Origin of the sequence: Massilia horti (genome assembly GCF_004614195.1) — a bacterium.
Lineage (GTDB): Bacteria > Pseudomonadota > Gammaproteobacteria > Burkholderiales > Burkholderiaceae_D > Telluria > Telluria horti.
The window spans coordinates 15,425-36,417 of the sequence record NZ_SPUM01000129.1; the positions used below are offsets into that span (position 1 = coordinate 15,425).

Consider the following 20,993-nt stretch of genomic DNA (forward strand, 5'->3'; position numbering starts at 1 on the left):
CGCAACGAATCCTAACATCTTGCTTCAGCGGCACATGCCGACGTTTTCCTTCAGAATTTTGTATTGCGCTGCCAACATTGGTGGGTTCAGATCATGTCCGGCGCGGGGGACCGGCACGTAGGCCTTGCGCGGCGCACTTATACTGTCGAAATAACGCTTCGTCGTGTCCGGCATTGTCAACAAGTCCTGCTCCCCCTGAATCATATAGAAGGGAAGATCGAACCCGGGGCCGAGTTGATAGAGGTCGATATGCGCGGAAATGCCATCTCCTTTCCAGCCGACGAACTGTAACCAGGAATAGTCCTCGCCGTCCGTGTAGTCGGCTTCGTATTTGGCTGTCGTGTATTCCGGCGCCGGCGTCCACCAGGACTTGGGCGCGGGATCCGTGCTCAGTGCCTCGTACTTGCGCAGTACGCGACGCAGGATGCCGGGGTTGCGTGGATTGGTCCACGGCGGCAGACCGAGGGCCTCCAGCTTGGCAACGGAGTCTTGGTCGCCCGCCGCGCGAGCCAGCGCCAGCACCGCGTCGTAGCTGCCGCGCTGCCCGTGCCGGTTCACCCACTGCGAGGTGGAGATGTAGGCGCAGAAGGATTCCGGGCTGGCCTTAACCATGTTCACGCCCAGCACCGAACCCCAGGAACTTCCCATCAGGATCACCTGCCGCCGCCCGAAGCGTTTGGCCGCCCAGCGCGCTACCTCGATGCCGTCGTCACGAAGGCGCTCGACGCGCAGCGGTTCGTCCTCTGCCGGCCGATTACGACCGTAGGTCATGCCGGCCCCACGCTGGTCCCATTGCACGAGCGTGAAATCGCGTTGCCAATCCTTGTAGAGATTGTCGGTATAGGGCGTCTCGGGATTTCCTGGGCCGCCGTGTATGAGCACGATCACCGGGTTGGCGCAGCTGGCGCCCTTCACCTGCACCCATTGCTCGATACCGCCGATGGCAACGAAACCTTTTTCGTCAACCGGCTTGTCAACTGCGGTGCAAACGCGGTCGGACAACATCCCGGGAGCGGAAGCTGCGGCCTTGACCTGCGGCATGGCCATGATCTGGGCCAGTGTAAGAGTGATGGCGGCAAACGGGAGAGATAGTCGCGGCATGTGCTTCCCTCAAGTAATTATTCGATAAACTGCAAAACCTCTGCCCGAAGTACTAATCGCAGCATTGTTTATGACATAGGGGCGCGTACGAACCCGTCAGAACTCCATTCCTCACTTCCCACACCATGATGCACAAAAAATAGCCCCTCGGGATCATACTTACGCTTCACCGCGAGCAAGCGCAGGTAATTCTGCCCCCAGAACGCCTGCTGCCAGTTTCTTTCAAAATAGTTGCTCTCTGAAACATACGAACCACGCTGAGGGATGGCTGTCATCAACGCCTCCATCGCATCGTTAATTGCGTTGGCATCGGCACGCGCACGCTCCAGATCAGGCCGGTGCCCTGGCATACCCGCATGTACGCGCAACTGTTCGCCTGCGCAAATCGCCAGCGCAAAAGCGTCGAGCACCAAGGGATTAATCGCCGTATCTTTTGCTGCCTGGCGGGCTTCGTCAGGTGCGCCCGCCAGGCCCTTGTTGCAATGAAGCGCCATTTCCCAATGGCGGGTGCTCGCGAATAGTGCTTCGACCAGGCGAGCTTGTTGATCGGCTTGCAGTAACGATGCCGGCACCCATGCGGACTGGTAGCCGGAGATGAATTTGCCGGCCTCCTTTTCACCACCTGACCAGAAGATGTTTTCTTCAGGTGCCCCGGGACGCCCATCCATCTTGACGGCGCCGGGTATGGTCTTGAGCACTTTCGGGTCCCACAGCATTCGCGCTGGAATACCCGCGATGATGGGCGCGGCCGTTAGCTGATATTCCGTGGGCGATTGTGCCAACCAATCCAGAAAGGGTTGCCAGACTGCGTTCGCCTGTTGCTTGTCGAGTCCCTGAAACGACATCTCGATGGCCAGCGCGTTATCGGTCTTAAAAATAACCTGCTCGCCCCAATGCGGATTAAACAAACTCTCCGCATAGAAGGAAATAAACCGCGCGATCAAGCGCCGGTAGCTCGCATCCGATGCGGCTTTGATCTGCATGATGGCAACGCCAAAGGTGCTCGGCAGATCGTGCGTTCGCAACGTCACTTTCGTGACCACGCCCAGACTTCCCCCGCCACCGCCCTTGAGCGCCCAGAACAGTTCAGGGTGCGAGCAAGCGTTGACCATCAGCACCTTGCCATCCGCGGTGACGACCTCCGCCTCAATCAGGCTGGCGGCGGCGAGTCCATAGCGCTTCGAATGGCTTCCGAAGCCACCGCTCTGGATCAGGCCTGCTACGCCAACAGTGGCACAGCCACCACCTTGCACATAACGGCCCGCTTTGGTGGTGACAGCGTCGTAAACATGCATCCAGATCGCACCGGCATCGATCGTCGCGGCTGGCACGGGCGCCTGCTTTCCTGCGCAGCCGGCGCCGACGAAGGCGTCATGGATAACTACCTTTTCCATGTTGCGTGTCCAGATCAACAGGGAATCGGGCGCGTTTGACGTCCCCTGATAACTGTGCCCGCCTCCTTTCACCACCAGACGTAGCTGATGTTTTCGTGCGAAGTCGACGGCAGCCACGACATCTGAAGTGCTCTCGCAAGCGACAGCATAGACACTTGGTTCGCAGCGCCAGGCATCGGCCCATCCTAACGTCTGCGTAAGGCCAGCCTGGTCACGAATATAGTATGGATTCTTTAAGTCCTCGATCAGGCTGGCATCCGCCTTTTGCACACCTTGTTCAAGCGGAGATTTCACTTTCACCAGATGGCCACCGACAGCGCCCCGCAAGGTATTCCAATCCTGTGGCGACGGCCACGCGGCATTCCCCGTCCGCACGCGCCGGCGCAACATGTTGGCAATACTGCTACCTGCTTGGGCGACCATGGAGGGGAATAAGCCGACTGCCGCCAATGTACCTGCCAGAGACAAAAAATCTCTACGCTTCATAAAGTTAGCCCAAGCCAATATTATTAAAAATTATATATAAATTATTATGATTGATGTGCTCCCGTTGTTCTCTGAGCATGAGGCGATCCACCTTGCCCATGCTGGACAAGCTCCTTTGGCTGCTCGGCGGGTTCGGTCACTGAACTGTTACGTCCAAGTCTTGAATGACAATCAGACCATTGACACGGTGAAAAAGCATCGTCTTGACAGTAAAGCAGCGACCTGCAATGATCGCCGAATACCAATCTGTCTTATGAGACCGTCCAGGACAACTCGTCTGTTTGCCGCCGTGATTGCCGTGATCAGCCTGCTGTTCACGCAACTGGCGCTCGCATCCTACATGTGTCCAGATACCACCGCCCCGGCATCCGTGGCAATGACGGTAGTAGATGACAACGGGATGGCCGATATGGCCGACTGTACTGGCATGGACAGGGCACAACCCACCCTCTGCCACTCTCATGACAAGGTTGGCAAGCAGTCGCTCGACATACCGAGCGTGCCGCAGGTACAGCCTTTTGTGCCGATCGGCCAGGCGCATATTGTCGTTCCCCTTGACGTGGTCATGCCGACAGTGGCGTCACTCGACAACTCGTTCCTCGCACGCGCCACGGCGCCGCCATTAGCGATCCGCCATTGTTGTTTTCGTATTTGACACTTCCCGACGCTTGATTCGCCGTCGCGCATGCTCGCGCGACGCCGTTTAACGCTTGGTGGAGATGTCATGCCTTTTCTTCCCTGCGCGCGCCATAGCCGGCGCGCCGCCGTTTTTTTCCTGGTACGCTGGGCCACAGGAGCGGCGCTGCTGTGCCTATGCTTCGTCGCCGAAGCCGCTGATCTGTTGTCGCTGCCGGAAGCCCAACGGCTTGCCGTTGCCCGTTCACGCCAGATCGCGGCTGAGAATGCCGCTATCGACGCCGCACGTGCAATGTCTGTCGCTGCGGGTCAACTGCCGGATCCCGTATTAAAGGCCGGCGTCGACAATTTTCCGGTCACCGGCCCCGATCGCGGCAGCCTTACCGCCGATTTCATGACGATGCGCCGCATTGGCATCAGTCAGGAATTTATCAGGAGCGACAAGCGCTCCTTGCGCAGCGAACGCTACCTGCGGGAGGCAGACAGGACTCTTGCCGAGAAAGACAAAGCGATCGCTACTGTCGAGCGCGACACCGCCATCGCCTGGCTTGACCGCTACTATGCAGAGGCGATGACATCGATCGTCGCCGCGCAGCGGGAGCGTGCGCAAGGTGAAGAGCAGGCTGCCGACGCCGCGTACCGTTCTGGCCGAGGGAGTCAGGCCGACGTGCTGGCTGCTAAGGCAGCGGTGCTGCAATTCGATGACCGTCTTGACGAGTCGATGCGCCGGGCGCGAAGCGCGACGATTGCACTCGGGCGCTGGGTCGGCGACGCTGCCGCGCGGCCGCTGGCTGGCCAACCGATGATTGATACTATTCGGCTTGATCCATCGACCCTCGATACGCAGCTCGTTCATCATCCTGAAGTGGCCGCTATGGTCAGGCAGGAAGAAATCGCCGCGCTTGAGGCCAGGCTGGCACAAGCCAACAAAAAGGCGGACTGGACCGTCGAAGTTGCTTACCAGCAGCGCGGTCCATCCTTTTCGAACATGGTGTCAGTGGGCGTCTCGGTCCCGCTGCAATGGGACCAGAAGAACCGGCAAGATCGCGAACTGGCCGCCAAGCTGGCGTTGGCGGAACAGCGGCGCGCCGAGCGCGATGAGATGCTCCGCGAACACGTGGCCGAGACCCGCGCGCTGATCGGAGAGTGGCAAACCAACCGCGCTCGCCTCACACGCCAGACCCATGAGCTCATCCCGCTGGCCAAGGAGCGCAGCGAAGCCGTGCTGGCTGCGTATCGCGGCGGCAAGGCGATGCTGGTTGATGTTCTGGCAGCACGCCGCAATGAGCTTGATGTGCGCCTGGCGGCGTTGCAGCTCGAAGCCGACACCGCCCGCTTATGGGCGCAACTGAACTTTCTCTTTCCGACCTCCCACGGCGCTGAGCCCGGGGGCGTCGCGGTCCCGAGGAACCCGAAATGATCCACCCGAAAAAGCTTATCGTCACGCTGACTGCTGCCGGCATCCTCGTGGCCGCAGGCAGTGGTTTGTACTGGGTTGGCATGGAACATGGCATGAAGGCGGCGCAACCGACGGGCGGCACTAGCGGCGACAAGATTGATCCGGCCACCGGTCGACGCGTGCTGTACTGGCACGATCCGATGGTTCCCGGCCACAAATTCGATAAGCCGGGCAAGTCGCCCTTCATGGACATGCAGCTGGTGCCGGTCTATGCCGACGAGGCAGGCGACCAGGGCAACGTTGTGATCAGCCCGCAGGTGCAACAAAACCTCGGCATTCGCACCGCCGAGGTGAAGGAAGGCACGCTCGCCTCCGGGCTTGAGGCGATCGGCAGCGTAGCCTACAACGAACGCGACGTCGCCGTGGTGCAGGCGCGCGCCAACGGGTACGTCGAGCGACTGGCGGTTCGGGCGCCGCTCGACCACGTCCGCCGCGGGCAGCCGCTGGCCGAATTGTATGTGCCGGACTGGGTCGCCGCCCAGGAGGACTACCTGGCTGCACGAGGCATGCCGGACGCGGGTGAATTGGCCCCTGCGGCGCGTCAGCGCATGCGTCTGGCTGGCATGACTGACGATCAGATTCGCCTGGTCGAAACGACCGGCAAAGTCCATCCGCGCATCACCGTTACCTCGCCCATGGACGGCGTAGTGGCTGAGCTGGGCGCGCGCGAAGGCATGACGGTAACTGTCGGTACGCTGCTGTACCGCATCAACGGCTTGTCAACGGTGTGGGTCAATGCGGAGATCCCGGAAGCTGCCGCCGCGCAGGTTCGGCCCGGCAATGCCGTCGAGGCACGCACGCCGGCCTGGCCCGGCTTGACCTTCAAGGGCAAGGTCGGCGCCATCCTGCCGGAAATCGATCCCACCACACGCACGCTCAAGGCGCGCATCGAACTGGCGAATCCGGACGGCCGCCTTGTGCCCGGCATGTTCGCCACCGTCACCCTTCGCCCTGCCGCCTCAAAGCCGGTGCTGCTGGTGCCCAGCGAGGCCGTGGTCCAGACTGGAGAACGCTCCATCGTCTTCATCGCTGGGGAAGGCGGCAAGTTCACTCCGGCCGAGGTCGAGACAGGTCTGGAAGCCAATGGCCAGACTGAAATCCGCAAGGGGCTCGACGCCGGCCAAAAGGTCGTCGTCTCTGGGCAGTTCCTCGTCGATTCGGAGGCAAACCTTAGGGGCACGCTGGCGCGCATCGGTGAGGTGCCGCAAGCAAGCACCACGCAACCGGCCGCCGCGCCGACCCATCACGGCTCCGGCCGCGTCGAAAAAATCGACGCCGACAGCATCACGCTGTCCCATGGACCGATCCCATCGTTGAAATGGGGGCCGATGACGATGGGCTTCAGGCTGCCGCCCGGGGGCTTGCCGAACAACATCGCGGTCGGCGACGAGGTCACGTTCGAGATCCGCCAGACAAAAGATGGCGATTACCAGATCACGACGATCAGGCCGACGACAGGTGCCCGCGCTGACAAGAAGGCCGGCGCGAAAGGTGAAAAATGATCGCCAAACTGATCCGCTGGTCGATCGTCAACCGCTTCCTCGTGCTGCTATCTACGCTCGGGCTCGTCGCCTGGGGTCTCTGGGCGCTGTCGAAAACGCCGCTCGATGCCCTACCCGATCTGTCAGACACCCAAGTCATCATCCGAACGACCTACCCCGGCCAGGCGCCGCAGATCGTCGAGAACCAGGTCACCTATCCGCTCACGACCACCATGCTCTCGGTGCCTGGTGCGAAAACGGTTCGCGGCTACTCGTTCTTCGGCGATTCCTTCGTCTACATCCTGTTCGACGACGGCACCGATCCTTACTGGGCGCGCTCCCGGGTTCTGGAATACCTGAACCAGGTACAGTCGCGCCTGCCGGCGCAGGCCAGGGCGTCGCTCGGACCGGACGCCACTGGCGTCGGCTGGGTCTATGAATACGCGCTGGTCGACCGCAGTGGCCGCATGGACCTGTCGCAGCTGCGCGCGCTGCAGGACTGGTTTCTCAAGTATGAACTGAAAGCCGTGCGCAACGTGTCGGAGGTCGCAAGCGTCGGCGGCATGGTGCGCCAGTACCAGATCCAGCTCGATCCCGACAAGCTGCGCGCCTACAACATCCCCCATGCGAAGGTCATCGAGGCCGTGCAGCGCGCGAATCAGGAAACCGGCGGCTCCGTGCTCGAACTGGGCGAAGCCGAATACATGGTGCGCGCTTCCGGCTACCTGCATTCGCTGGACGATTTTCGCAAGATTCCGCTCATGACCACGGAAGCCGGCGTATCGGTCCGGCTCGGGGACGTGGCCCGCATCCAGGTCGGCCCGGAGATGCGGCGCGGCGTGGCCGACTTGAACGGCGAGGGCGAGGTGGCCGGCGGCGTGATCATCATGCGTGAAGGGAAAAATGCGCTGGAGACGATCGACGCGCTCAAGGCCAGGCTGGAGACGCTCAAGGCGGGCCTGCCGCCGGGTGTCGAGATCGTACCGACCTACGACCGGTCCAGCCTGATCAAGCGTGCGGTGAATAACCTCGAACACAAGCTTGCCGAAGAATTCATTGTCGTCGCCCTGGTGTGCGCGATCTTCCTGTTCCATCTGCGCTCGGCCCTGGTCGCGATCGTATCGCTACCCCTCGGCATCCTGGCGGCCTATGTGATCATGTACTACCAGGGCGTGAATGCGAACATCATGTCGCTCGGCGGCATTGCGATTGCCATCGGGGCAATGGTCGACGCGGCGGTCGTCATGATCGAGAATGCGCACAAGCAAATCGAGGCGTGGAACCACGCGCATCCCGGCAAGCAGCTCGCGGGCCAGGACCATTGGCGGGTAATCGGCGATGCTGCGGCCGAGGTCGGGCCCGCGTTGTTCTTCTCGCTCCTGATCATCGTGCTGTCGTTCGTGCCGGTGTTCACGCTGGAAGCCCAGGAAGGCAAGCTGTTCGCGCCGCTGGCCTTTACCAAGACCTATGCGATGGCTGCGGCCGCCGGCTTGGCTGTGACGCTGGTCCCGGTGCTGATGGGCTATCTGATACGCGGCCGTATTCCGGACGAGCAGTCGAACCCGCTCAATCGCGGGCTAATCAAGCTGTACCGCCCGCTGCTCGAACGCGTGCTGCGCTATCCAAAGGCGGTCATCACGGTGGCCGCCGTCATCGCCGTTGCGACTATCTGGCCGCTGTCGCGCCTGGGTAGCGAATTCATGCCGCCGCTTGACGAAGGCGACTTGCTCTACATGCCGTCGGCCCTGCCCGGCATCGGCATCGGCAAGGCGACCGAATTGCTGCAGCAAACCGACCGCCTGATCAAAACCGTACCGGAGGTGCAAAGCGTGTTCGGCAAGGCCGGACGGGCTGATACGGCAACCGACCCGGCGCCGCTTGAGATGTTCGAAACCACGATCCAATTCAAGCCGCGCGACCAGTGGCGTGCCGGCATGACGCCCGACAAGCTGGTCGAGGAACTCGACCGTGTGGTGAAGGTGCCGGGCTTGTCGAACATCTGGGTGCCGCCGATCAGGAATCGCATCGACATGCTGGCCACTGGCATCAAGAGCCCCGTGGGAGTCAAGGTGGCCGGTACCGACTTGCGCGAGATCGACCGTATCACCGGCGAGATCGAGCGCGCGGTCAAGAAGGTGCCCGGTGTGTCGTCTGCCCTGGCGGAGCGCCTGAACGGCGGCCGCTACATCGACGTGAAGATTGACCGCGATGCGGCCGCGCGTTACGGGCTCAATATCGCCGACGTGCAAAGCATTGTGTCGGCCGGGATCGGCGGCGACAACATTGGCGAGACGGTGGAGGGATTGCAACGCTTCCCGATCAACGTGCGCTATCCGCGCGAGGTGCGCGACTCGGTCGAGAAACTGCGGGCGTTGCCGGTGTTGACCAGCCGGGGTGCGCAAATTCGGCTCGGCGACGTTGCGGCGCTGCGTATTGTGGACGGCCCGCCGATGCTCAAGAGCGAGAACGCGAGGCTGTCGGGCTGGGTGTATGTTGACATCCGCGGGCGCGACCTCAGTTCGGCCGTACACGACATGCAGCAGATCGTCGCACAGGAAGTGAAGTTGCCGGCCGGGTATTCGGTGTCGTGGTCCGGGCAATTCGAATACCTGGAGCGTGCCACAGCCAAACTGAAGATTGTGGTGCCGACCACCTTGCTCATCATTTTTGTGCTGCTATATCTCACCTTCAAGCGCTTCGACGAAGCCGCTCTCATCATGGCGACCTTGCCGTTTGCGCTCGCGGGCGGCGTGTGGTTGCTATGGCTGCTCGGGCACAACCTTTCTGTCGCATCGGGCGTCGGTTTCATCGCGCTGGGCGGCGTTGCGGCCGAGTTCGGCGTCATCATGTTGCTGTACCTGAAGCACGCCTGGGAGGCGCGCGTCGCAGCCGGGCGCGATGCCGAAGCCGACCTGCTCGACGCGATCCGCGAAGGGGCCGTTTTGCGCGTGCGCCCGAAGGCAATGACAGTGGCAGTCATCATTGCCGGTCTCGTGCCGGTCATGGTTGGAAGCGGCACCGGCTCGGAAGTCATGCAGCGCATCGCGGCACCAATGGTCGGCGGCATGATCACGGCGCCCCTGCTGTCAATGTTGGTGGTGCCGGCGGCGTTCCTGCTGCTGCGCCGGCGGTCATTACGCGGAAGCAACCAAGGCTACAGGCAGCCCACGCACAAAACCGAGCTCTCAGCTCCCGCATTCAGGCCGCAAGAAAAATCATGACTACAGCGACCCCAGGCGAAAAAAAGAGGATGAATCTTGTAAATTTCAGTCGAAATTTAAATCCGGGCGGGTAGTCCGGCTTCGGAAGGCTTCTATCAAATAGGATCTTTCCAATTGCAACGGAATTCCTCATGCCAACCCCACCTACAAAACCCAAGCTTTGAAAATACTCCTTATCAAACTCTCTAATCCAAAATAACAGACGTCTCGCATTGAAGTAGTAAATTGCAACGTAAATAGCCATCAAGGTGATCACATCGCGCGCATTCATTGCTGTTTTCCGTCCTTCCTCTTCCGTTTTCACTGCCCAGCCCGTCGGTTTGGATGGTGCAGGTCGATGGGTAATTCACCCCTCTTCTAAAGGAGAACTTCTTCTCGCTCATCAAAACCCAATAAATCAATTCCTTGTGTGCTGACTGCCTCTTCAAAAGCGGCCCAGCCTCCGCATTTGATCATATGCTCTTCCGCCGCAGTGATTGGAACCAACTGAAGAATCTCAATCTCGGACGCGCCTAGCGAGCAGATACTGAACTCCCGCGGCAGACCAACTGGCGGGCTCAAATAAAAACTTTCAAACAATGGATTACCGCCAGCGAGTACTGGACCCGAGCCAGGAAGAATTCCATAAACACCCGGCGATTCATGGGTTTCCAGCAAGTGAAGACCTACCACGGTTAAAACCGCATTCAGCATTTCCTTGTTCGCAGCTGAGTTCGAAAATATGGCCAACTCCGTTCTAGCAGATCGGCTCCCCCCTGGCACAGCCAGTTGATGCGCCGACAATCCGCACGTGATCAGGCAGTTTCTTGCACCATTTGCCCTACCGGAATATGCCAACACAATAAAAGGGATTTTTGTCTTATCTTTTCCTTCGAACGAAGTCTCTACTTCACCCAAAAAATTCTCGTAGTGATCAAATAATTTTCCCGCATCGTCTCTTAGGCTCATATCAATCATGTAGGCCGGCGCCCCGTTGAAAAGTTGCTTAAAACGGCTATGTATTTTATTGATGACTGCGTGTTGGGATATCGCCTTCCCACCCCGTACTTCGCTCTGTCATGCTAGATAGCGAACAACACTCAGAACCCAGAAAATAAACTTAAACAACCCACGAGCGAAACAATCGCGCCCCCGACCGGCGAGTGCTTGACTAGTTGGCACGCATTAATCATGGAGTATCCTTCAGCTTCTGACACAAAGCGTCAACCTTCTGTTGAGAACCGCTCTTCGACATCATTGTCGAAAAATTACCGTGATTACTGGTCAGCTGTTGCGAAGAGTCGGCCCGCGATGTCGCTGTCGTACCGAAGATACGCGTATCGGTCGGCCGCCAGTCCTAACTTGGAGGCCGTCTCTTGAAAATTTTGCGAGCTCGCCAATTCAATATCGACTCTCCGGCCGCCATGGTTTTGCGCGCAATAGTCTCGCCTCCAGCCAATATAAAAACCGCAGTTATTATATATACGAAGTCACCACAGCCTGCCCTGATGGAGTTAGAAATTAACGCAACCAGCAATATGGAACCGAAAAATGCGACAAGCCGAATTGAGGACGAAATGAGATTATTCTTCATATGACTCTCATAAAACTGCTCTCTGAGCGGCGGGAGGTGGTGGTTTTTTTGCCTCCTCCTGTTGCCGACTTATTTTTATCTTGCGCTTTATTAACGACAACTCCTCCCGCTGCTTGCGCTGCGGTTTTGCCAGGATCTGCAATTTCTCGATCTTATCAGTATTTTCATCGATTTTACTGATGATCTTTGTCCCATTCATGACTCTATTGTCCTGTTCAAGCTTCTATTCGAACGGAACAATTTTTCCTTGCCCCCGTTCCCCTTTTGACCTAACATGTGAACAGCTCTTCAAATATCGATTATGAGTTTCCCGACTGACACCGACCACGCCGTCGAAGAACTGGCCGACCTGTTCCACCTGCTGGGCGACCCGACGCGCCTGCGCATCGTGCTGGCCTGCCTGGCGCAGCCGATTGCGGTGAGCGACATCGCGGCCACCCTCGATTTGTCCAGCTCGCTGGTCAGCCACCACCTGCGCCTGCTGCGCGCGGCGCGCATCGTGAAGGCTGAACGCCAGGGCAAGCAGGTTTTCTACTCGGCCGCCGACGCCCACATCAGCGGCCTGTTGGCCGACATGTTCGAACACATCGCCGAACCCGCAACCGGACTTGACGCATGAGCCATCACCATCATCATCACGACCATGACCACCATCACGGTCATGGCCATCACCACCATCATCACCACGCGCCGACCGACAAGGGGCGCGCGTTCGCGCTGGCGGTCGGCCTGAACACGCTGTTCGTCGGGGTTGAATTCGTGTATGGCTTCCTCGCCAACTCGACCGCGTTGATGGCCGACGCCGGCCACAACCTGTCGGACGTGCTTGGCCTGCTGCTGGCCTGGGGCGCGGCGGTGCTGGCCAAGACCACGCCCAACCACCGCTACACCTACGGCCTGCGCAGCTCGTCTATCCTGGCCGCGGTGGCCAATGCCCTGTTGCTGCTGTTCGCGTGCGGCGCGATCGCGCTTGAAGCGGTGCAGCGCTTTTCAACGCCGCAACCGGTGGCGGGGGCGACCGTGTCGATCGTGGCCCTGGTCGGGGTGCTGGTCAACGGCTTTTCTGCCTGGCTGTTCATGGCCGGGAGCAAAGAGGACCTGAACATACGCGGCGCCTACCTGCACATGGCGGCCGATGCCGCGATCTCGCTGGGGGTGGTGGTGGCGGGCCTGGTGACCATGTACACCGGCTGGACATGGCTTGACCCGGCAGCCAGCCTGGTAATCATGATCATCATCGTGATGGGCACCTGGGGTCTGCTGCGCGAATCGATGCAACTGATGATGGCGGCGGTGCCGGCCAATGTCGACCCGGTTAAGGTCCAGCAATTCCTGGCGGGGCGGCCGGGCGTGTCGGAAGTGCACGACCTTCATATTTGGGGGATGAGCACGACCGAGACCGCGCTTACCGCGCACTTGGTGATGCCGGGCGGGTATCCGGGCGACCGGGTGATCGACCAGATCGTGGACCAGTTACGGAAGGACTTTTCGATCCATCACTGCACACTGCAGGTGGAGGAAGGAACGACCGATCACGGGTGTGCGCTGCACGCGACGGCGCATTGAACAATCGTACGGCGTACCGGGGGCGTTCGTAGGGTGCGCACCAGTGCGCACCGCGGTTCGCGAACGTCGCGTGGGGGAAGCTGTAGCCGCAAGTCAGCATGCGGTGACCGCGTGCGCACAGGGTGCGCACCCTACGGCGACCTGCAGCTGCAGATGGGGAGACGCTACCCCGCCAGGTTGGCGAACAGCGGTGTGCTCAGGTAGCGCTCGCCGAACGAGGGGATGATCGTGACGATCAGCTTGCCCGCATTCTCGGGCCGGCGCGCCACCTGGACCGCGGCCCACAGCGCGGCACCCGACGAAATCCCGACCAGCAGCCCTTCCTGGCGTGCGGCGGCGCGCGCGGTCTCGAACGCATCCTCGTCCTTCACGCGGATGACTTCGTCGTAGGCGCTGGTATTGAGCACATCCGGCACGAAGCCGGCGCCCAGCCCCTGGATCGCGTGCTTGCCCTTCTGCCCGCCCGACAGCACCGGCGAGGCGTCCGGTTCCACCGCGATCGCCTGGAAGCCAGGTTTTCTGCCCTTGATCACATCGCTCACGCCGGTGATGGTGCCGCCGGTGCCGATGCCGGCCACCAGGATGTCGACCTTGCCGTCGGTGTCGCGCCAGATTTCCTCTGCGGTGGCGCGGCGGTGGATTTCGGGGTTGGCAGGGTTCTGGAACTGCTGCGGCATGAAGCAACGCGAGTCTTCCGCAACGAACTGCTCGGCGCGACGGATTGCGCCCATCATGCCTTCCGCGCCGGGGGTCAGCACCAGCTCGGCGCCGTAGGCGCGCAGCAGCATGCGGCGCTCCTGGCTCATGGTGTCGGGCATCACCAGCCGGCAGCGGTAGCCGCGTGCGGCGCAGACCATTGCCAGCGCGATGCCGGTGTTGCCGCTGGTCGGTTCGACGATGATCGTGTCCGGACCGATTTTGCCCGCCTTTTCGGCCGCTTCGATCATCGACAGGCCGATGCGGTCCTTGACGCTGTGTGCCGGGCTGTAGAACTCCAGCTTGGCGACCACGTCGGCGACGCAGCCTTGCGTCAGCCTGCGGATCCGCACGAGCGGGGTGTTGCCAATCAGTTCGGTGACATCGTTTGCGATTTTCATGCCGGGCCCCTCCCCTCTTCCAGAAAAATTAGACTTTACTTCACGTTGAGCAGTTCCACGTCGAAGATCAGGTCGGAATCGGGCGGGATCGAGCCTCCCGGCGCGCCGCGCTTGCCATAGGCCAGGTCGCTGGGAATGATCAGGGTACGCTTGCCGCCGACCTTCATGCCGGCCACGCCCTGCTCCCAGCCCTTGATCACTTGTCCGGCACCGAGCCGGAAGTCGAGCGGCTCGCCACGGTCGAGCGAGGAATCGAATTTGCGGCCGCGCTGGTTACGCGCCATCGGCTTGTAGAACCAGCCGGTGTAATGGACGACCACGGTGCTGCCGAGGGTGGCTTCCTTGCCGGTGCCGACCTTCTGGTCAATGATCTGAACCTGGGGCGCCGCAGGAACGGCCGGGGCGGCTTCCGGCTGAGCCGCCGGCTGCTGGGCCTGGTCGGCGGCGGCCGGGGTTTCCTGGGCGTTGGCCGCTGCTGCCGCGAGCAGCAGGGCGACGAATACTGAACGACGTATCATGTGGCTCTTCCATCAAGGATTTTGGAAATCCTATGATAGCAAGGCCTCTTCCTGTTGCACAGCTTGGACCGGAGCGTGCCCGCCATCGGCAGCCTCGGCCATGCGGCGCAGCACGTGACCGGCCGCGACCATGCCAAAGGTGGCGGTCACCACCATGCTCGAACCGAAGCCGGCGCAGTTCAGGCCGGTGATGCTGTTGGCGTCAAGCGCGCAGGCGTCGCCACTGTCCGGATAGCGCAACGGCTCCATCGAGAACACGGCATCGATGTGGTACTTGTTCTTTTCGCCGCGGGCAAAGCCGTAGCGTGCGCGCAGGATCTTGCGCACTTTCTTGAGCAGCGGTTCCTGCTCGGTGCGGGCCAGGTCGCGCACCTCGACCCTGGTCGGGTCGAGCTGGCCGCCGGCGCCGCCGATCGTCACCAGCGGAATTGCATGATCGCGGCAATACGCGATCAGCGCGGCCTTGGGCTTGACGCTGTCGATCGCGTCGATCACGTAGTCGAAACGGCCGCTGCCGATCATCTGCGCGATGTTGTTCTCGTCGATGAAGTCCTCGACCAGCGTCACCTGGCAAAACGGATTGATCTGCGCAATGCGCTGCGACAGCGCCTCGATCTTGGGCATGCCGATGGTCGCGCTCAAGGCCTGGATCTGGCGGTTGATGTTGGACTCGGCCACATTGTCCAGGTCGATCAGGGTCAGGTGGCCGACCGCGCTCCTGGCCAGCGCCTCCACCACCCACGAGCCGACGCCGCCCACGCCAATCACGCAAACGTGCGCCGCACGGAAGCGTTCCAAGGCACGCTCGCCGTACAGGCGAGCCAGACCACCGAAGCGGCGTGCGAAGTCGACCTCGTCGTCCAGCACCGACACGAGGTTATGAGTGTTGATGGTATTCATCCTCCCATTCTAGCGGACTGATGCTGCCAGACTGCACTAAAATAGCTCTTAGTCAACCGAATTTTTTCTGTGTTAAAAAACGCATATGAGCAACTTTCTCCTCGAGCCCGCACCGGACTTCGACCAACCGATAGCCGTCCTGAAACATTGCCACGGGCGTATCCGCAAGCAGTTGGCGACGCTGGAAAAGCTGCTGCCCTACCTGCCGGAGCACGGGGCGGACGAATCCGCGCGCAAGGCGGCGCAGGCGGTACTGAAGTATTTCGACAAGGCCGCGCACTTGCACCACGAGGACGAGGAACAGGACCTGTTCCCGATGCTGCGCGCGGTTGCTCAGGGAGAGGACGCGGCAAGCTTGCAGGCGCTGGTGCCGCTGATCGTGCAGGAACACCATCAGATGGACGCGATGTGGCAAGACCTGCACGAACAGCTGACCGCCATCGCATCGGGCAGCGGCACGGCGCTGTCGGCGAGCATTGTGCAACGCTTCTCGCAACAGTACGCGGCGCACATGGAGCGCGAGGAAAACGTGATCGCGCCGATGGCGCTGCGCCTGTTCTCGCCCGCTCAGATGGCCCAGCTCGGCAGTGCGATGCAGCGGCGGCGCGGCATCGAGCCGCCAGCACCTTCGGTCGGCGAGGCGGTGGCGCACCTGCGGACGGACTATGGCCAGGCGGTGCTCGACGAGGCACACGTTGCGGCCGACCCGATGCAGCAGTTCACGCGCTGGTTCGAGGAAGCGCTCAAGGCCGAGGTGAACGAGCCGAACGCGATGAGCGTGGCCACCGTGGGCCCCGACGGCCGGCCGAGCTCGCGCATCGTGCTGGTCAAGCAGTTCGACGCACGCGGGCTGACCTGGTACACGAACTATGACAGCCAGAAATCCCGACAATTGGGCGACAACCCATATGCAGCTTTGTTATTCTTCTGGAGCGAACTTGAACGGCAGGTGCGGATCGAAGGCAGGGTCGAGCGTACATCCGTTGAAGAGAGCGACAAGTACTTCAACAGCCGCCCTCTGAAAAGCCGGCTGTCGGCGATTGCCTCGAACCAGAGTGCGCCGATCGAGAGCCGCGCTGTTCTAGAACACAACTACGAGGTGGTGACCAAGCAGTATGGCGAGGAGCCGCCGCGTCCGGAAAACTGGGGCGGGTTCCGGCTGGTGCCGGACCGTTTCGAGTTTTGGCAGGGCCGCCGTTCGCGCTTCCATGACCGCATCGTGTACCTGCGGCAGGAAGACGGCAGCTGGACGCGGCAACGTTTGCAACCGTAAGCAGGCAGGGCGCAGGCCGCCTTGCCGTCAAATGCCGGAGGTGTGCGTGTTTACTGAAATGAGGCTTTCCGCCTGGAGCACAGGCATCCGCGACAAGCTGTCGCTACCCTTGCGCATCATCCTGTGGAACGGGCAGCAGTTCGACCTGTCGGACGAGCCGCCACGGGTGACGGTCAAGGTGCCGGGCCCGTCGTCACTGCGCTACCTGGTCTCGCCCTCGCTGTACAACCTGGGCAAGGCCTATGTCGAAGGCGCGATCGAAGTGACCGGGCGCGCGGTCGACATGATCAACATCGGCAACGCGCTGGCCGCCTCCGGCATCGGCAAGACCCAGGGGCGCCTGTCGCGTTCGCTGCAACTGGTGTCGCCCCATACCCGCAAAAAGGACGCCGCCGCGATCCGCTACCATTACGACGTCTCCAACGAGTTCTACGGCGCCTGGCTCGACTCGGGCATGGTCTACTCGTGCGCCTACTTTGAAGGCGGCACTGAGGACCTGGCCGCGGCCCAGCTGAAAAAGATCGACCACATCCTGACCAAGATCGGCGTGCAGCCGGGGCAGACCCTGCTGGACATCGGCTGCGGCTGGGGTGCGCTGGTGATGCGCGCGGCGAGCCGGTTTGGCGCCCGTTGCGTGGGCGTGACGCTGTCGGAAAACCAGGTGCAGCTCGCGCGCGAGCGGGTCAGACAGGCCGGGCTGCAGGACCGGATCGAGATCCGGCTGCAAGACTACCGCGACGTCGAAGGCCAGTTCGACCGCATCACCAGCGTGGGCATGTTCGAGCACGTGGGCGTGCAGCATCTGCCGGAGTATTTCAGGCACGTGAACAAGCTGCTGGCGCCGGGCGGCGTGGCGATGAACCACGGCATCACCACGACCGATGTCGACAACCGCTCGACGCCGTACGGCGGCGGCGAATTCATCGACAAGTACGTGTTCCCGCACGGCGAGCTGGCGCACCTGTCGACCGTGATCCGGACGATGCAAGAAGGCGGGCTGGAAGTGCGCGATGTCGAAAATCTGCGCAGGCACTACGCGAAGACATGCGCGACCTGGACCGAGAACTTCGAGAGCAATGCCGAGCGGATCAAGACGCTGACCGATCCCAAGCGATTTCGGATCTGGCACGTGTACCTGGCGGGCTGCGCGTACGCGTTCGCGCACGACTGGATCAGCCTGTACCAGATCGTGTGCGGCAAAGCCGGCGAGGAGCCGTCGCAGATTCCCTGGTCGCGGCGGTACATGTACAACTGAAACAACTGAACAGATTCGCAGTGCGGTCATCAGGCGTAGGGTGCGCACCTGTGCGCACGCGGTACGTGTGCGGACCGTTGGCGTCTGGGCACACCGCGCGGGCCGTGCGCCCTGCATACTGACTTGCGGCTGCCGCTTCTTTACGCTGCCTTCGCGAACCGCGTGCGCACAGGTCCTCGCCGGCCGCGCGCCCCCTACGATGTGCTACGGCTACGGCTCCGGCAGATCGTAGGGTGAGCGGCGTCCAGCGGCGCAGGGGCGCCCTGCCGCCGCGGTCAACGACTGTAGCTCGCGGCGCAGCCAACACTACGCAGCCGTACCGCGTGCGCACAGGTGCGCACCCTACGCCAGCGCGAGAGCCGCAGGATCTGGCTACCGCAGCTCCGGCGTCTTGAGCCGGCTCGCGAACACCTTCCTGAATTTGGCCACCTTGGGCGCCACCACGAATGCGCAGTACCCCTGCAGCGGATGCTGACGGAAATAATCCTGGTGGTAGTCCTCGGCCTTGTGCCAGGCCTGTGCCGGCAGCAGCTGGGTGACGATCGGCCCGTCCCACACATGCGCCATCTCGGCCATCACCTTGCGCGCGGTCACTTCCTGCTCAGGAGACGTGAAGAAGATCACCGAGCGGTATTGCTCCCCGACGTCGTTGCCTTGCCGATTTACCGTGGTCGGGTCGTGGATCGTGAAGAAAATCTCGAGGATGTCGCGATAGCTGATCAGCTTGGGGTCGAAGTGTAGCCGCACGACTTCGGCGTGGCCGGTGTCGCCAGCGCATACCTGTTCATAGGTCGGGTTGGGCGTGTGCCCACCCATGTAGCCTGACTCGACGCGCAGGATGCCGCGTACCTCGAGGTACACCGCCTCCAGGCACCAGAAGCATCCGCCGCCGAGGATGGCCACTTCGGTCGCTGCTTGTTCGGTCATGTCCCACCTCGACAGTTAAATTTCACCCCAATCACTGTAACGCAAAGTGGACGTTTATGCATTCGCAAAAACAGCCGTGCCAACCCGTCCTGGTTCCTCAGTGGCATAATGGCGGCAACTATCCAAGGCAACAATGAACACAAGCTCCCCCCGCGCTACCGGGCGCGGATTCGACTCCGCGCATTTCCGCCAGGCGCTGTCACAATTCGCCACCGGTGTGACCGTGATCACCACGCGCTTGGCCGACGGCAGCTTCCGCGGCCTGACGGCCAGTTCTTTCAATTCGGTCTCGCTTGAGCCGCCGCTCGTGCTGTGGAGCCTGGGTAACGCCGCCAACAGTCTGCCCATTTTTTCCGGCAACTCGCATTACGTCATTAATGTCCTGTCCGCCGGGCAGGAGGAGCTGGCCAAGCGTTTCTCACGCAAGACCAGCAACCCGTTCTGCGGGATCGAATACGAACTGTCGCGCACCGGCCAGCCGATCCTCAAGGGTGTGGCGGCCTGGTTCGAGTGCCACAACCGCAGCCGCTATCCGGAGGGCGACCACGTGATTTTCGTGGGCGAGGTCGAGGACTGCGATGCGCACCCGCAGGCCGCCCTGATGTTTCACAGAAGTCAATTCGGCAGCACCGACAGGGGATAAGCTGTCCGGGCTCAAGTTGCCCGATCAAAAATGAAAATGGCTGTCGCAGTTTCAAAAGATGCGGCCATGCCAGCTTTCTATAATGGCTCGACCCGGTGCGGGCCAATGGATGCACATTGCCCGTTCCTTTTCAACCAGAACGCATTGAGACAGGATGAGCCATGAACCGACCCGCCGCGCGCAAGGCGCAATTTCACTGGGATGATCCGCTGCTGCTGAACGAGCAGCTGACCGAGGACGAGCGCATGGTGCGCGACGCGGCCGCCGCCTATTGCCAGGACAAGCTGCAGCCGCGCATCCTCGAGGCGTTCCGCCACGAACGGATGGATACCTCGATCTTCCGCGAAATGGGCGAACTCGGCCTGCTGGGTCCGACGATCCCCGAGCAGTACGGCGGGCCGGGCCTGAACTACGTCAGCTACGGCCTGATCGCGCGCGAAGTCGAGCGGGTCGATTCGGGTTACCGCTCGATGATGAGCGTACAGTCGTCGCTGGTGATGGTGCCGATTTACGAGTTCGGCACCGAGGCGCAATGCCAGAAATACCTGCCCAAGCTGGCGCGCGGCGAGTGGATCGGCTGCTTCGGCCTGACCGAGCCGAACCACGGGTCCGATCCGGCATCGATGCAGACCCGGGCGCGCAAGGTCGATGGCGGCTACGCGCTCACCGGCAACAAAATGTGGATCACGAATTCGCCGGTGGCGGACGTGTTCGTGGTCTGGGCCAAGGACGACGAAGGCGCGATCCGCGGCTTTATCCTGGAAAAAGGAATGCCGGGCTTAAGTGCGCCCGCGATTCACGGCAAATTCGGCCTGCGCGCCTCCGTGACCGGCGAGATCGTGATGGACAACGTGTTCTGCCCGGAAGAGAACGCCTTCCCGGAGGTGCGCGGCCTGAAGGGTCCGTTCACCTGCCTGAACTCGGCGCGCTACGGGATCGCGTGGGGCGCGCTGGGCGCGGCCGAGGCATGCTGGCACACGGCGCGCCAGTACACGATCGACCGCACGCAGTTCGGCAAGCCGCTGGCCGCCAACCAGCTGGTACAGAAGAAACTGGCCGACATGCAGACCGAAATCACGCTGGGCCTGCAGGGCTGCCTGCGCCTGGGCCGGATGAAGGACGAGGGCACGGCGGCGGTCGAGATCACGTCGCTCATGAAGCGCAACTCCTGCGGCAAGTCGCTCGACATCGCGCGCACCGCACGCGACATGCTGGGCGGTAACGGTATCTCCGACGAATTCGGGGTGATTCGCCACATGGTCAACCTGGAGGTGGTCAACACCTACGAAGGCACGCACGACATCCACGCGCTGATCTTGGGCCGGGCGCAAACCGGGATCGCTGCCTTCTGATCCTCAGCCAAACGAAAACGAAAAAGCCCGCGTGATGCGGGCTTTTTCTTTGCGGTTGTCCCGTCCTAAAATCGGTTGTCATGAGTTCGCCTTGTCCAAGGAGAGCGAGAT

19 protein-coding genes are annotated in these 20,993 nt (G+C 61.5%); 10 read left to right on the forward strand and 9 right to left on the reverse strand.

Annotated features, from left to right (window positions below; translation table 11 throughout):
* Window positions 1–24: 24 nt before the first annotated feature.
* Window positions 25–1,101: an alpha/beta fold hydrolase gene (locus tag E4O92_RS19410; protein ID WP_206076908.1), complete on the reverse strand. Its 1,077-nt coding sequence runs from the start codon at window positions 1,099–1,101 to the stop codon at window positions 25–27.
* Between the two features lie 68 nt (window positions 1,102–1,169).
* Window positions 1,170–2,981: an FAD-binding oxidoreductase gene (locus tag E4O92_RS19415; RefSeq protein ID WP_135191309.1), complete on the reverse strand. Its 1,812-nt coding sequence runs from the start codon at window positions 2,979–2,981 to the stop codon at window positions 1,170–1,172.
* 46 nt (window positions 2,982–3,027) lie between these two features.
* Between E4O92_RS19415 and E4O92_RS19420 the strand changes: the two genes are divergently transcribed.
* The 4 genes from E4O92_RS19420 (at window position 3,028) to E4O92_RS19435 (ending at window position 9,778) form a co-directional block, all read left to right on the forward strand.
* Complete coding sequence (locus tag E4O92_RS19420) at window positions 3,028–3,636, forward strand: hypothetical protein (RefSeq protein ID WP_135191310.1); 609 nt, start codon at window positions 3,028–3,030, stop codon at window positions 3,634–3,636.
* A 69-nt stretch (window positions 3,637–3,705) separates the two neighbouring features.
* A complete protein-coding gene (locus E4O92_RS19425; RefSeq protein WP_135191311.1) occupies window positions 3,706–5,037 on the forward strand; it encodes a TolC family protein in 1,332 nt (443 codons plus the stop codon).
* Window positions 5,034–6,578 (forward strand): efflux RND transporter periplasmic adaptor subunit, encoded by a 1,545-nt coding sequence (locus E4O92_RS19430; protein WP_135191312.1) that lies wholly within the window; start codon window positions 5,034–5,036, stop codon window positions 6,576–6,578. Before E4O92_RS19425 ends, E4O92_RS19430 begins: the two co-directional genes overlap by 4 nt.
* Window positions 6,575–9,778: an efflux RND transporter permease subunit gene (locus E4O92_RS19435; protein WP_135191313.1), complete on the forward strand. Its 3,204-nt coding sequence runs from the start codon at window positions 6,575–6,577 to the stop codon at window positions 9,776–9,778. Before E4O92_RS19430 ends, E4O92_RS19435 begins: the two co-directional genes overlap by 4 nt.
* On the opposite strand, the gene E4O92_RS19440 is transcribed toward E4O92_RS19435, so the two are convergent.
* From E4O92_RS19440 to E4O92_RS19450, 3 genes are all read right to left on the reverse strand, one after another.
* Window positions 9,756–10,082, reverse strand: coding sequence for a hypothetical protein (locus tag E4O92_RS19440; protein WP_135191314.1), 327 nt, complete (start codon window positions 10,080–10,082; stop codon window positions 9,756–9,758). The two genes, E4O92_RS19435 and E4O92_RS19440, sit on opposite strands and share 23 nt — an antisense overlap.
* Before the next feature lie 53 nt (window positions 10,083–10,135).
* Window positions 10,136–10,735, reverse strand: coding sequence for a suppressor of fused domain protein (locus E4O92_RS19445; RefSeq protein ID WP_135191315.1), 600 nt, complete (start codon window positions 10,733–10,735; stop codon window positions 10,136–10,138).
* Window positions 10,736–11,358: 623 nt separating this feature from the next.
* Window positions 11,359–11,550 carry a hypothetical protein gene (locus E4O92_RS19450; protein WP_135191316.1) on the reverse strand — a complete coding sequence of 64 codons (192 nt, stop codon included), beginning with the start codon at window positions 11,548–11,550 and terminating at the stop codon, window positions 11,359–11,361.
* Window positions 11,551–11,652: 102 nt separating this feature from the next.
* Here E4O92_RS19450 and E4O92_RS19455 point away from each other — a divergent pair, with 102 nt between their 5' ends.
* Window positions 11,653–11,970: an ArsR/SmtB family transcription factor gene (locus E4O92_RS19455; protein ID WP_135191317.1), complete on the forward strand. Its 318-nt coding sequence runs from the start codon at window positions 11,653–11,655 to the stop codon at window positions 11,968–11,970.
* Complete coding sequence (locus E4O92_RS19460; protein WP_135191318.1) at window positions 11,967–12,917, forward strand: cation diffusion facilitator family transporter; 951 nt, start codon at window positions 11,967–11,969, stop codon at window positions 12,915–12,917. Before E4O92_RS19455 ends, E4O92_RS19460 begins: the two co-directional genes overlap by 4 nt.
* Window positions 12,918–13,081: 164 nt before the next feature.
* Here the strand turns inward: E4O92_RS19460 and cysK are convergent, their stop codons facing one another.
* From cysK to tcdA, 3 genes are read right to left on the reverse strand one after another with little or no spacing between them, the layout of a single operon-like run.
* Window positions 13,082–14,014 (reverse strand): cysteine synthase A, encoded by a 933-nt coding sequence (cysK, locus tag E4O92_RS19465; RefSeq protein WP_135191319.1) that lies wholly within the window; start codon window positions 14,012–14,014, stop codon window positions 13,082–13,084.
* 35 nt (window positions 14,015–14,049) lie between these two features.
* A complete protein-coding gene (locus E4O92_RS19470; RefSeq protein WP_135191320.1) occupies window positions 14,050–14,532 on the reverse strand; it encodes an FKBP-type peptidyl-prolyl cis-trans isomerase in 483 nt (160 codons plus the stop codon).
* A gap of 30 nt (window positions 14,533–14,562) precedes the next feature.
* Window positions 14,563–15,432, reverse strand: a complete 870-nt coding sequence (tcdA, locus tag E4O92_RS19475; RefSeq protein ID WP_135191321.1) for a tRNA cyclic N6-threonylcarbamoyladenosine(37) synthase TcdA — start codon at window positions 15,430–15,432, stop codon at window positions 14,563–14,565.
* An 85-nt stretch (window positions 15,433–15,517) separates the two neighbouring features.
* Here tcdA and pdxH point away from each other — a divergent pair, with 85 nt between their 5' ends.
* Together pdxH and E4O92_RS19485 are read left to right on the forward strand one after the other, a co-directional pair.
* On the forward strand, window positions 15,518–16,705 hold the full coding sequence (gene pdxH / locus E4O92_RS19480; protein WP_135191322.1) for a pyridoxamine 5'-phosphate oxidase: 1,188 nt from the start codon (window positions 15,518–15,520) through the stop codon (window positions 16,703–16,705).
* Between the two features lie 46 nt (window positions 16,706–16,751).
* Complete coding sequence (locus tag E4O92_RS19485) at window positions 16,752–17,960, forward strand: class I SAM-dependent methyltransferase (protein ID WP_135191323.1); 1,209 nt, start codon at window positions 16,752–16,754, stop codon at window positions 17,958–17,960.
* A gap of 372 nt (window positions 17,961–18,332) precedes the next feature.
* Here the strand turns inward: E4O92_RS19485 and msrA are convergent, their stop codons facing one another.
* The gene (gene msrA, locus E4O92_RS19490; protein ID WP_135191324.1) at window positions 18,333–18,887 is read right to left on the reverse strand and encodes a peptide-methionine (S)-S-oxide reductase MsrA; all 555 of its coding nucleotides are present in this window, start codon (window positions 18,885–18,887) and stop codon (window positions 18,333–18,335) included.
* Window positions 18,888–19,020: 133 nt separating this feature from the next.
* Between msrA and E4O92_RS19495 the strand changes: the two genes are divergently transcribed.
* Window positions 19,021–19,530 carry a flavin reductase family protein gene (locus E4O92_RS19495; RefSeq protein ID WP_135191325.1) on the forward strand — a complete coding sequence of 170 codons (510 nt, stop codon included), beginning with the start codon at window positions 19,021–19,023 and terminating at the stop codon, window positions 19,528–19,530.
* 161 nt (window positions 19,531–19,691) lie between these two features.
* On the forward strand, window positions 19,692–20,882 hold the full coding sequence (locus E4O92_RS19500) for an acyl-CoA dehydrogenase (protein WP_135191326.1): 1,191 nt from the start codon (window positions 19,692–19,694) through the stop codon (window positions 20,880–20,882).
* Window positions 20,883–20,993: the final 111 nt, after the last annotated feature.